The sequence below is a fragment of the Pseudomonas sp. GW821-FHT03A09 genome (genome assembly GCF_059421065.1).
In genome coordinates this window covers 280,235-292,407 of sequence record NZ_JBWKUX010000007.1, presented here as the reverse complement: position 1 = coordinate 292,407, position 12,173 = coordinate 280,235, and the positions used below count along the sequence as shown (strand labels likewise).

At 53.3% G+C, this 12,173-nt stretch carries 12 protein-coding genes and 1 pseudogene; 5 read left to right on the top strand and 8 right to left on the bottom strand.

What is annotated here, in order from left to right; genetic code table 11:
• Positions 1-4 precede the first annotated feature (4 nt).
• The 4 genes from AC07V4_RS15730 to AC07V4_RS15715 all read right to left on the bottom strand — a co-directional run bounded on the left by AC07V4_RS15730 (position 5) and on the right by AC07V4_RS15715 (position 3,338).
• On the bottom strand, positions 5-1,669 hold the full coding sequence (locus AC07V4_RS15730) for a PqiB family protein (protein ID WP_492636997.1): 1,665 nt from the start codon (positions 1,667-1,669) through the stop codon (positions 5-7).
• A complete protein-coding gene (locus AC07V4_RS15725; RefSeq protein WP_492637187.1) occupies positions 1,662-2,249 on the bottom strand; it encodes a paraquat-inducible protein A in 588 nt (195 codons plus the stop codon). Before AC07V4_RS15725 ends, AC07V4_RS15730 begins: the two co-directional genes overlap by 8 nt.
• Before the next feature lie 23 nt (positions 2,250-2,272).
• Complete coding sequence (locus AC07V4_RS15720) at positions 2,273-2,881, bottom strand: paraquat-inducible protein A (protein ID WP_492637188.1); 609 nt, start codon at positions 2,879-2,881, stop codon at positions 2,273-2,275.
• A 184-nt stretch (positions 2,882-3,065) separates the two neighbouring features.
• Positions 3,066-3,338, bottom strand: coding sequence for a hypothetical protein (locus AC07V4_RS15715; RefSeq protein WP_492636998.1), 273 nt, complete (start codon positions 3,336-3,338; stop codon positions 3,066-3,068).
• A 696-nt stretch (positions 3,339-4,034) separates the two neighbouring features.
• Between AC07V4_RS15715 and AC07V4_RS15710 the strand changes: the two genes are divergently transcribed.
• Positions 4,035-6,410 carry a membrane-bound PQQ-dependent dehydrogenase, glucose/quinate/shikimate family gene (locus AC07V4_RS15710; RefSeq protein WP_492636999.1) on the top strand — a complete coding sequence of 792 codons (2,376 nt, stop codon included), beginning with the start codon at positions 4,035-4,037 and terminating at the stop codon, positions 6,408-6,410.
• A gap of 200 nt (positions 6,411-6,610) precedes the next feature.
• On the opposite strand, the pseudogene AC07V4_RS15705 reads toward AC07V4_RS15710, so the two are convergent.
• A pseudogene (locus AC07V4_RS15705) lies at positions 6,611-7,096 on the bottom strand (transposase); the annotation flags it as partial.
• 95 nt (positions 7,097-7,191) lie between these two features.
• On the opposite strand from AC07V4_RS15705, the gene AC07V4_RS15700 reads away from it, so the two are divergent.
• The gene (locus AC07V4_RS15700; protein WP_492637000.1) at positions 7,192-7,374 is read left to right on the top strand and encodes a hypothetical protein; all 183 of its coding nucleotides are present in this window, start codon (positions 7,192-7,194) and stop codon (positions 7,372-7,374) included.
• 626 nt (positions 7,375-8,000) lie between these two features.
• On the opposite strand, the gene AC07V4_RS15695 is transcribed toward AC07V4_RS15700, so the two are convergent.
• Complete coding sequence (locus AC07V4_RS15695; protein WP_492637001.1) at positions 8,001-8,912, bottom strand: LysR substrate-binding domain-containing protein; 912 nt, start codon at positions 8,910-8,912, stop codon at positions 8,001-8,003.
• A gap of 138 nt (positions 8,913-9,050) precedes the next feature.
• Between AC07V4_RS15695 and AC07V4_RS15690 the strand changes: the two genes are divergently transcribed.
• The 3 genes from AC07V4_RS15690 (at position 9,051) to AC07V4_RS15680 (ending at position 11,111) form a co-directional block, all read left to right on the top strand.
• Positions 9,051-9,407 (top strand): hypothetical protein, encoded by a 357-nt coding sequence (locus AC07V4_RS15690; RefSeq protein ID WP_492637002.1) that lies wholly within the window; start codon positions 9,051-9,053, stop codon positions 9,405-9,407.
• On the top strand, positions 9,407-10,333 hold the full coding sequence (locus AC07V4_RS15685; protein ID WP_492637003.1) for a DMT family transporter: 927 nt from the start codon (positions 9,407-9,409) through the stop codon (positions 10,331-10,333). The genes AC07V4_RS15690 and AC07V4_RS15685 overlap by 1 nt, the downstream gene beginning before the upstream one ends.
• A 76-nt stretch (positions 10,334-10,409) precedes the next feature.
• A complete protein-coding gene (locus AC07V4_RS15680) occupies positions 10,410-11,111 on the top strand; it encodes a helix-turn-helix transcriptional regulator (RefSeq protein WP_492637004.1) in 702 nt (233 codons plus the stop codon).
• Here AC07V4_RS15680 and AC07V4_RS15675 read toward each other — a convergent pair.
• Together AC07V4_RS15675 and AC07V4_RS15670 are read right to left on the bottom strand one after the other, a co-directional pair.
• Positions 11,098-11,799: a 4'-phosphopantetheinyl transferase family protein gene (locus AC07V4_RS15675; protein WP_492637005.1), complete on the bottom strand. Its 702-nt coding sequence runs from the start codon at positions 11,797-11,799 to the stop codon at positions 11,098-11,100. The two genes, AC07V4_RS15680 and AC07V4_RS15675, sit on opposite strands and share 14 nt — an antisense overlap.
• On the bottom strand, positions 11,796-12,158 hold the full coding sequence (locus AC07V4_RS15670) for a hypothetical protein (RefSeq protein ID WP_492637006.1): 363 nt from the start codon (positions 12,156-12,158) through the stop codon (positions 11,796-11,798). The genes AC07V4_RS15675 and AC07V4_RS15670 overlap by 4 nt, the downstream gene beginning before the upstream one ends.
• Between the last annotated feature and the right edge of the window lie 15 nt (positions 12,159-12,173).

Here is a 12,173-nt window from a genome sequence, read left to right as displayed (position 1 = left end):
TCGGTTATTCCTGATCAAACTGACGAGAGTTTGAAGACGGAGGCTGATAGGCATCGGGCGTTCCATCCTTAAAACGACCCCGGATCAGAGATTCTGGTTGGCGCCCGAGAAAATCGGTGAGCACACGAATCGAACGCGCAGTGCGCTGCACTTCATACACTGCTTGGCTAAGTTGCCGACGCTGAGGAGAGTCCTCTTCTAAACTACTATTTGCAGTTGCCAGGGTTTTGCGCGTCTGCACAAGCGTCTCATGCATTTCTGGAAGCACTTGGCCGTTAAAGTTAACCAAGGTTTTGTTTAACTGTCCCAGGCTGCCGTTGAAGCTGTCGGCGATTTGATCAATCGGGATCTTGCTAAGCTTGTCAAGGAAGGCCTGCAACTGCTCTTGGGCCTTGTCAAGGCTTCCCGGAATGGTCGGGATGATCAACGGATGCGCAGACGAGTCAAAAACCACGGGTTTCGCGTTTGGTACGAAGTTCATTGAGATATACAACTGCCCCGTGAGCAGGTTAGCGCTTCGAGCCTGAGCGCGAAGGCCGTGCGTGACCATCTGCGCGACTAGATGGGCGCCCTTGGCATCATTATCGCCTCCCATCTTGACTAACTTATCGTGCGCCTTGCCTAGGCGATTAGGATAAATAACGACTCCAATGATCGTTGGGAAAGACTCCTCCTTTGCGTCGTAATCTAGATCTACCGAGACCACGCGCCCAACGTTCACCCCCAAGAATTCTACCGGCGAGTTCACCGCCAGGCCACGTAAGGACTGGTCGAAACGCATCTGTACATAAAATCCTGGACCGTCTGGCCGCGCCAGCGCGGTTTCCATGTCATCAAACAAAGTGAAGTCAGAGCGCTCGCCGGCGAGAGATTTATCATCGCTGTAGTTGGGCTCCATAAAGGCGATACCGCCGGCTAATATTGAGGCCACCGATTGAGTATTTACCTTTAGACCATTGGCACCAAGGCTGACGTCCACGCCGCTGGCATTCCAGAATCTACTGTCCTTGCGCACGTACTGATCGTTCGGAGCATTAACGAAGATATCAACATCTACCCCTTTTCCGGCACCGGCAAGTTGGTATGACACCACTTGGCCTACCTGAATGTGGCGATAATAGACAGGAGAGCCTATATCCAATGACCCCAAGTCTGCGGAGTGCAGGGTAAAGCGCTTGCCTTTCTTGCCATAAATGATGGCCGGCGGGCTTTCCAAGCCAATGAACGTATTATCCGTGGCCTCTGATTCGCCTGGATCGGCACCGATAAAGGCTCCAGACAATAGTGTATCTACACCCGATACTCCACTAGCACCAATGCGCGGGCGTACCACCCAGAACCGTGTACCGCGGGAGCTAAAAGCCCGGGCAGATTGATCCAACTCAATCTTCGCATCAATGTGTACCCGATCGTCACTTAGAGCGATTGAGGTCACCTTCCCGATTACAACATTCTTATATTTTACTTGAGTCTTGTTGGCCTCGAGCCCTTCCGCCGTGAGAAAGGTGACTACAATTTGTGGGCCTGCTGACATAGCTTTGTGCACAACCATCGACATGCCGATCAAGCCAGCTACTATAGGCACAAGCCAGGCAAGAGAAACATTGACGCGTCGACTACGAACCTCTGGACTCAAAAGCGTCAGGGTGGAGCGTTGGTGATCAGGCATCTTCTACCTCTGCATCCCAAATAAGTCGGGGATCAAAACTCATAGCTGCGAACATAGTTAGCACCACAACTAAACCAAAAAACAAAATACCCTCGCGAGGTTCGATACTACCAAGCGAATGGAACTGTACGAGGGCCGCGACCAGTGCAACGACCAGTACATCAAGCATCGACCAATAACCGATCAACTCAATCAGGCGGTAGAGTTTTGAGCGTTCTCGCATGGCCCATCGACTGCGTAATTGGCATGTAACCAGCAACGTGCCGAGCACTAAAAACTTCATACACGGCACCACAATACTTGCGATAAAAATCAGCAGAGCGATATCCCAGGAACCGCTGTCCCAAAACTCGACTACCCCGCTCAAGATGGTATTTTCGCTACCACTCCCGAACATATCGGTGTACATCATCGGTAGCAAATTAGCGGGGATATAACAAATTAGGCTGGCGATAAAGAAAGCGAACGTACGTGCCAGGCTGTCTGGTTTGCGTCGATGTAACCCCGAACTGCAGCGCGGGCAGCGATGAGCGATATTAGCGCAAGCCTTACCGCAAATATGGCATAATATTAAATTCATATCGCGGGCATAGGGAGGCCTTCTCACGAACGTCTCCCTTCAAGTTCGTCCCAAAGACGGTGAATATTCTTGCCGGAAATCGGGATGATCAACAACGTCAGCATTGCCAATGCCCAAAGCCCCAAGCCAGGATGCACATCAAGCATTCCACTAAGCTTGATAATTGCAACCAGAATCCCCAGCAAACATACTTCCAGCATGCTCCACGGACGGAGGTATTCAAGCGCACGCATACAAGCACAAAAACCAGGTGCGGCGACGCCTGCCATAGCAAAGCTTAGAACCCAACACAGCACCATGATTTGAAGCATGGGCACGAATATGACAGTTAGGCCGGCCACAACGGCGATTACACTGATATGTCCTTGGGCCAACGCATTTATCGACTGCCACAAAGTCGCTTCATTACCTAAACCTTGCAAGCTGATAGACACCACAGGAAATGCATTGGCAAAACAAAAGACAATCGCGGCGCTGATAGAAAGTGCCAGCATTTGTTGAATGCTCAAGCGGCCAACCACCTCAAGGACAGCCCCGCAACGCAAGCAACTCGCTTTTTGCCCACGCTCTAGAAATATGGGTGGATAGACGGCGTCACAGTGCTCGCAAATTTTCCAGCTAGTTGTATTCATAGCGCCACCAGCAATCATATCCAGAGTGTTTCCAGGTAGGAGCTTGTACATACGGATCACCTACGCTTTCCACAGTCATACAAGCGAACTGCTTTTGCCGAGGTACGCGTCCGACAATTTGTTGTGGAGTAAGGCACCGTTACACGCCCTGGGGAAACGTTTCATGACACTCAAACGGCCAATATCAAAAGATGTATTTGTTTCTTTTGAATTCTTCTGCATTGATAAGTTCATCACCAACCTCATAGAAAACTGTTGGCTCCGCGAACTTGCATGCATCCTTAACCTCATAACGAAGGCACGCTTCATCTTCACTGCCGAAGGCCAACGGACATTCACCCTGCAGCCAGCTGTTGTGATCAGATCCGTGCAAACACGCAACACCCTTAAATAAAATCCCACACTTAAGGCGACGCTCATCAAATAGTCCGCCATAGCATTTAGAAATCTTGCTCACACCAGAACAATCCAAAAAAATCATCTCACACTTATATCCTCGACCTTCAAAAGGCAAACTGTAAAAACTCTTACATTTGACGCCCTGCGCTATAACACACCCGTTCACGTCCGCACTCTCAAACCCATAAACGGCGCGCGACTGAGGAACAAAAAAATAACTTTCCGAAAAGTAGCTTACACACATGACAACTATTGAGAGTAGCCTCAACCCACCATAACCCACATTAAAATACCTCATAAAAATAAATGCCAGAACTCATAACTCATAACTCAAGCAACGCACTGAAAACTAAATAGACAGCCTTCACCGACCCGCTCTCAACCCCAAGCAATCGCGCAGGCTTTCAGTTAGATAACGATTATTTTTGACTCGGAGCCTCTGGGAACCGCAACTCCACCGCCACAGTATATTCCAAACACAACCGGATAAGACACGCCTTGATAAGCAAGAAATAGAAACGCAGGGTTTCATAATTGAAACGACCAGGGCCGACCAATTAATTCCCAAGCGTGAAACAATACAAACTTCAAACATTTTTATAGGCGCCACCAACTGAACAGAGCTTAATTTTTTCAGCTTAAGCAACTAAAACTCAACGTTTCCACCGTATCGCAGCACTTGATTACTAAAACGAAAGTCCATTGAGGCGCGTCAGGTATCCGAAGCCTTACGTCCAATCTTAGAGGTAACGATATGTCCGTACAGTCACGCAGTCCTACACGAATAAAGGCTTTCGTAGCCGGGCTGGTTAGCTTTGCTTTCCTGACCATGGGCTTTTTTTTGGCTTGGTTTGGGATTGAACTCATCAACCTCGGAGGAGCTTACTATTACGCGCTCTATGGCGCATTTATGATAGCAATAGCTGTGTTGCTGACACGACGCTCTGAGATGACTGTGCCAGTATCCATGGTTGGTACCGTTGCGACAGTTGCATGGGCGCTCTGGGAATCAGGAGATAATGCCTGGTATCTTTTTCCACGGATATTCGCACCAATCGCGGCCACGCTGGCCATCGTATTGCTTCACCTGTGGCTTCCTTGCACAGGCCCTAAAGCATGTACGCCGCGCACTCACATTGCTTTGGCTTCAGTATTGGTAGTGACACTGTGCCTCAGCTTCGGCAGTCTGTTCATCGTCCATGGGATTGCCAAAGATACGAACCCGGCAGCCGAAGAACCACTCAGCGATGCAGGGCAACCGTGGACCCAGTTTGCAGGTTCCAATGAACGTTTCAGTCATGTCCCATATAGCAAAATAAATCGCAAGAACGTAAAAAATCTCAAAGTCGCGTGGATGTATCGCACCGGAGATGTCGCTAGAGATGGCGCAGAAGATCAAAATACGCCCCTAGAAGTAAACGGCACTGTTTATGTTTGTACCCCTAACGATACTGTTGTCGCGCTAGATGCTGACAGCGGATTGAAAAAATGGGAGTTCAGGAGCGAAGCAAAATCGCCTCTTTGGCAAAGATGTAGAAGTTTGGCGTACGTAGATACCTCAAAGAACACTTTCCGTCCTGACGTACTAGTGCCACCCGATGCCACCTGCGCTCACCGAATTGTATTGTCAACTATCGACAATCGCCTTATTGAGTTAGATGCCGACAAAGGCACAACATGCAACGCCTTCGGAGACGCTGGAAGTGTTAATCTTAAGGCCGGTATGGGAGAAGTCTCACCAGGTTATTATATGCAAACTTCAGGGCCTACCCTGGTCGAAAATGACATGATAATTATCGCTGGCTGGGTGTGGGACAACATGTCGGTCGACGAGCCTTCTGGAGTAGTTAGGGCTTTCGATGTGATGGATGGCTCTCTTTTATGGGCATGGGATTTGGGTAACGCTCGCATCGATAAGCTCCCACCAGCAGGCCAAAGCTACACACGTGGCACCCCCAATGTTTGGGCGTTTCCATCCGTTGACGAAAAACTAGGTCTAGTGTTCCTTCCAACGGGCAACTCGACGCCAGACTATTGGGGCGGAAAAAGAACGGCAGCATCGGATAAATACAGCTCTTCTGTTGTGGCGGTTGATTATCATACAGGTAAAGAAAAGTGGCACTTTCAAACAACTCACCACGATGTTTGGGACTACGATGTTCCCGCACATCCCAACTTATACGACATACCAGGCGAACATGGTGCAGCTGACATTCCCGCACTCATCCAGATCACTAAGCGCGGCGAAATCTTCATGCTGGATCGCAGAACCGGCGTGCCATTGTCAGAAGTGGAGGAAAAACCGGTTCCCACAAACGACCCAGCGCCTGGAGAGCGCCTCTCTGCGACGCAACCATATTCCGTAGCGATGCCGCAGATCCGTACCGGAAAACTGCGAGAAGCGGACATGTGGGGTATGACGATGTTCGATCAGCTACTGTGCCGGATCGAATTCCACAAATATCGATACCAGGGCGATTTCACTCCCCCATCTGTAAAGGGCACACTCGAGTATCCGGCAAACTCGGGAGGGATGAATTGGGGAGGAGCGTCTCTGGATAAAAAACGCCAGTATTTGATTCTTAACGACACTCGCATAGTTATGTTATCGAAGCTGGTTCCTAGAGATCAGGAACCAGCAAATGCTGGAGACGGTCATACGGGCTATGCCCCGCAGGCCGGCACGCCCTTCGGTGTAATCAACAATTATCTCACTTCGCCTCTAGGGGTGCCTTGTAACGCGCCGTTGCTGGGAACCTTAACCGCAGTCGACCTTCGTACCCGCAAAATAGCTTGGCAGGTTCCACTTGGCACGCCGGCTGACACCGGCCCGCTAGGCCTAAAGACGCACATGGCGATGGAAACCGGAATGCCTTCAGTCGGAGGCCCATTGACGACGGATGGCGGAATAACCTTTTACAGCGGAACACTGGACTATTACCTCAGAGCTTTCGATACAGATACAGGGCGCCTACTTTGGAAAGGAAAGCTTCCTGTTGGTGGTCAAAGCACGCCAATGTCTTACTTATCCGAAAAGTCAGGTAAACAATTTGTAGTGTTAACCGCCAGTGGGTCTCGTGGCTCATCTGATCGGGGAGATTACGTAATCGCATTCACATTGGATGAATAGGCTGACGGGTGGATTAACGGCAGCTATTGGCCCAGGGTGTGTAAAAACGCTCATGGAGCTCATCGTCGTGGAGCAGTGACGTTCGTTCGTTGGCTGAGCGATCGTACAGTCATGCTGCGGGCCGCATCAGTCGCAGCTTGGAACACGCCAACGCTGTTTTTACAGCCTCTGGGATGGTGGGCCAAAATCAGCCTTTTTCTGGCCGTCAGCGCTTTCATCAAACCGTTGGCACCGATGATTTTCATAACGCGTTTCAAGTTGTAGGCGAGCACATTCAAGCTCATCTCCGCGCTCACCCCGGCCAGCTTTCGCGTCAGGAAGTGCGTCGCACCCATCCATTGTTTGAGCGTCCCGAAGGGATGCTCAACCGTCCGTTTTCAGACTCGCATCATCTCCGGCGCTTTGCTCAGCCGAAGCTGCATTTCCTCCAATACGTCTTCATGCTCCCAGCGTCGAACTCGTCGTTCCGTCCTCGGAGTGCATTGCGACTTCAACGCGCAGCCCTGGCATTTCGAACTCCAGTAACGATGCAACTTCAGGCCTTTTTCAACGTAGGAGTAGTGCCAGATCAGCGCTTCGCCAGCTGGACAAATGTATTCGTTTTTTGCCGCGTCATAGATGAAGGCATCGTTACTGAAACGCCCGTCAGCCTTAGCTCCAGAGGTCATCGGCTTACAAGGAAGGTACAGGTCCAGGCTACGGAGGAAAGCGTTACGAACCACAGGAAAGGAAAAAACCATCATCAAGCCTGGTAGACATAAGCAAACTTGAAGTTGTATGCATGGCAACTACGGTTTTGAACTGCTCGATCAATGGGCAAGACATCGAAGATCAGGATTTACCCAAACATCTTCCGCAGGTGGATAAAAAGGATGTAAAGAAAAAAGGTGGCAGCTGCGACTCAGTGCCACTTTGCTACGATAAAAACATGATGCTCTTGGGCCTTAACAAAGACCTGTTTTAAACTGTGCAAATATCACTGGCGAATGGAATCAACATGGACATCAGTGTTTATTCAGCCAGCGAAATCTCTAATGAGGACATTTCCTCAATGATCACAGAAAAAAGTCTTTCAAAATAAAAGAAATCGAATCTGATTTTTTGGTGACACAGTAGAAACTATAGAAAAGCTAATTGAGGCTCAAGGATTCACGTGCAGGGTATACACGGCCGGTCGTATAGCAGCCCTCGGAGTCGGCGCACTTACTATCATTGGCGGGGTAGCAACCGGACTTACAATTGCGGCTCACAATATCGCAACCTACAACCCAGATTACGAAATAGCTAAATTTTATCCGACAACGCTAGCCGTCACCTACAAGAGATAGAAAATCCACTAGCATAAATCAACCTGACGCCTTACTTAGCAACGCCAAGTAAGGCATCAGTCGAAAAAGTTATATTTTTTCACAAGGTCTAAGCTTTTAACCTACTCGCACTTCTGCTAATTCACTTTAAGTGAGGGACCAGCCATTATCAGTCACCATTATTTTTCGGCGGTATCTCGCCCAGCCCTCACCATCCATAACTATTAAAGTTAAATAGGCACTAGCCGCACACCGGGCGATTTAGGGCATCTGGGATGAGTCGCTACACAGACGATCTACGCAGCTGATCGACCTCTTGCAGATAGAGCTCCACCTCCTCGCTCAGCCATTCGACAAACTGCTGGCGCCTGACCGCGGTGCGTTCTCGGTCCGGCAGCAGCAGCCAATAGGGATAGGCATACGGCACCGCATAGTCACTCAATTGCACCAGCTCACCGCGACCGATGGCGTCGTGTACCAGGCTGCGGCGCACGAGGGCAATTCCCTGCTTGAGGCGCACGGCTTCCAGTACCAGGTTCGAATCGTTGCTGCACAAGCCTTTACGCGCTACCTCGATGTTCAGGCCGGCGGCTTCGCACCAGGGCTGCCAGGAATCCATAGTGAAAATGATCGGGCTGGCAACGATCTGCGCCGGCGTTTCGGGCAGTTGCCCGCCGTTGAAGCCGGGGGCGGCGACGACGATCATTTCATCGTGGAACATCATGAATTGTTGCACGTTATCCCAATCGCCCCGGCCCATGCGCACGCTGACGTCGATGGCTTCCTGCGCCAAGTTGGTCACCGCCAGGCTGGCCTGCAGGCGCACGGTGATATGCGGGTAGCGCGCCTGGAACCGTCCAATGCGCGGCAGCATCCAGGAAAAACCGAACGACGGCATAACCGCGACCACCAGCTCTGAAGTCTTGGGCTGCGCTTTGACCTGGCGTGTAGCGTCGGCAATGTTATTCAACGACTCACGCACCTGCAGTGAGTACAGGCGGCCGTCTTCAGTGATGCGCAGGGCGCGTCCCTCACGCGCGAACAGCGTCACCCCGAGCATCTCTTCCAGGACTTTGATCTGCTGACTGACTGCCGAGTGTGTGACATGCAATTCTGCCGCCGCGAGAGTGACGCTCGCTAAACGACTGACGGCTTCAAAGCTGCGCAGGCAACTGAGGGGAGGGATAGCCGACATGTAAGCACTCCTAACAAACATGTAAAAAAAAGACTGATATCTAAGAACTCGATGCCAATTTAATGTAAGTGCAGGTGCACTCACCACAGTTTTTTCAGTACCGGACGCACCACCATCGAACTTTCAGGAGGCATCAGGGTGCGCACGCGATCAGTCACTTCCAGCACTAATCCTCATGCCTGGGCAGACCGCGAGCCAGAGTGGGTTTATGTTCACCTGCACGCAGCGGAATTGATGTCGCTGCGCTTCAATCAAGACATCATTGCGCGCTCGCTCAGTGGCAGTCACTGGGTGAGCTGGGAAGGCTGCGATCTGTTTCTGGAGCAACACCAGGACCTGCGCCTGAGCGCCGGTACAGCCTTGATCGATGGCGCAGGCGTGTTGCAGATCGCCCTGGCGCCAGCGCAGGAAGAGCCCGCCAAGCGACTAATCCAACGGCTGATCGCACCGTTTATGCCGAGCCGCGCCGAGCCGTTGCGGATTGAAATTCGCTGATGGTGGTGTCAATCACTGCTAGAGCGAGCGGCACCCGTGGCTACCTGGGCTTTGCCGTGACGATCCTGGCGTCCACGTTTTTGATGGGTTCAAGCTTCGTCTCCGGCAAAGTGCTGCTCAACCAAGAGTTCGACCCGTTGATGCTGGTGGGCGCGCGGTTCATGTTGGCGGCGCTGGCGACCTTGCCCTTGGTAATGCTCGAAGGGCGTGCCTGGGGCGCCGCCCTGTTTCCGCGCCACCTGAACGCCCGGCAAATGCGCGTAATCGCCGTCATTGGCCTGACCCAAACCGCTGTCGTGATGAGCCTGCTATTCCTGGCGATGCGTACGGTGTCGGCCTCCACTGCCGCAATCCTGCTGTTTACCAACCCGGTGTGGGTCGCCGTGGGCAATCGGCTGTTCTTCAAGCAATCGCTCAGGGCCATTCGCCTGCTGGGCCTGGTGATCGGCGTGATCGGTGTAGCGCTGGCCGTGGGTGCAGACCTGGCGCAGGGCGCCCAACCGGGTGCGTGGATCGGTGTGACCCTGGCACTGGGTGCGGCCCTGAACTGGGCCGCCGCGACCCTGATCATCAAGCGCAACCCGCTGCCCATGGGCACTTGGGCCTTGAGCTTCTGGCAAATGTTTATCGGCGCCCTGGGGGCGCTCGTCTGTGCTGTGCTGGCCGGCGAACACTGGCCGGCCCACCTCACGGCGCAGCAGTGGGGCTGGTTTGCCTGGCTGGCTATACCCGCCTCGACCGGCTCGTTCGGGCTGTGGTTTGTGGCATTGAAACGCTCAGACGCAGCCAGCACCAGTGGTTTTCTGTTTCTAGCGCCTTTGTTTGCGGTGCTGTTGTCCTGGGTCGTTCTCAACACCCAACTCTCCCTGTGGCAAGGTTTGGGAGGGATGCTTGTAGCCGCGTCGATATGGCTGATGAATCGTTGATCAACACCCTCCGGGCTGAGCTGGTAATCACTTAAAAAAGGAATGAACGATGATTTCGCAAGCACTTGAGCCCTTCTTGGACCTGCTGTGCATCACCACCAGCAATGAGTTGATGGCCTGCTTGAAGGAACGTGTGCTGCAGCTGGGCTTCGGCCGGTTTCAGCTGTGCCTGAGCTCCAGCAGGAACGCACACGCGTGCAACCGGATTGGCGATTTCCCCCAGGCCTTGCGCGAGGCGTACGAACAAGCCGGTTACGCCAAGATAGATCCGGTGCAACTACACTGCATGGAGAACGTCACCCCGATCATTTGGACCGAGGCATTGTTTAGTTCGCCGCAGCACGTCAACCTGCGCGAGCTGGCCCTGGCTCACGGCCTCGAATATGGCGTGACCTTTGCCTTGCACGGCCCCCAGGGCCAATTCGGTACGCTGAGCCTCAGTCTTGAAGCGAGTGATACTGATCAGGCGCAATGGCTGATCAGGCGTCAGATGGGGACCTTGCTGATGCTCAGGGACGCGGCGCTGCAGGCCGCCTTGCGCGTAATGGCACCGGTGACGCGCGAAGTGCCTGCCGCCCAGATCAAACTGACGCAGCGAGAAAAAGAGATATTGCGCTGGAGTGCCTTCGGCAAGACCAGTTGGGAGATTTCGAATATTTGCAGCTGCTCGGAAGCCAACGTGGACTTCCATTTCAAGAATATTCGACGCAAGTTCAGCGTCTCGAGCCGCAGTGCTGCCGTGGTGCAGGCACTGTCGATGCATCTTATTCAGATTTGAAGCAACATCCCATCCCGACAGGCGCCGCGTACCAACTGAACCCCAGGTTAAACGACTCGTGACCACACAAGGCCAGCCACATGGGCGACAGCTCGACGGTCAGCGCATCACCCGTGAGTGTGCCCACTCCGCCTGCCAGCGTGAAGCTGTGCTGGTACGGTGCGGTGGCCCCGTACCGCCTACACAGGCAGCGCATATCCCCGCGAATCCCGGAACCGCGGTATTTGACCAAACTCTCGCGCCGGGTCCATAACCAGACGAAGTCGGTTTCCTGCGTATGGATATCACGGCCTTGCAGCCACGTACGTTCGCTGTCACAAAAGTAGCGACGCACCGCACTGCGCCAGAATACCGGGGCGGCACCCTCCTCGTAATCCAGGCCTACAGCGGACGTTCCCACCACCAGCACGCCCAGACGCTGCGAGTACGTCACACTGGCGAACAGCGGCGGCTCGCTGCGCACGCGCAATTGCCCGCTGGGCTCCTGCTCGATAATCACCTGCCCAGGGTCGCAGTGCAGCAGCTCGGCGATGGTCAAGCGCAAGGCCACACGAGCATTGAGGTAGCGGGCCCGTCGCCGCTCGCACAGGCGCGCGGCCTGCTGCAGTTGCTCGGCGTCCAATGTTCCCTGCCAGCCAAGATCCGCCACAGCATGTACGGGAAACACCACCAACCGCACTGCGCTCACACCGGTTGTTCGCGCAGGTTGTGGCGCACTTGTAGGCACGCAAAGAACAAGGCGTAAGCCCCCGCCAGGCTCAGCACCGGCAGCAAGGTCAACAGCGGGTTGGGAGTGCCGATGGCCAAGTGAACAGTCAGCAGGATAGCCGCATAGATCAGCATCGCCACGGCTGCCGCATGTACTGCAACTGCCTGGCGCGAGCTACAGCCGATCCGGCGACTGATGAAGGCCGAAAATGCAAAGGTCGCCGCAAAACTGAGCAACCACTGCGCCAGTGCTGATTGCGCCATGGCGGTCCAGGGCAGGTGCCGTGCACAGAACGCCACCCAACCGGCATATAGCGTGGCCGACGCAATCGAGCTCACCAGGCGCACGATAGA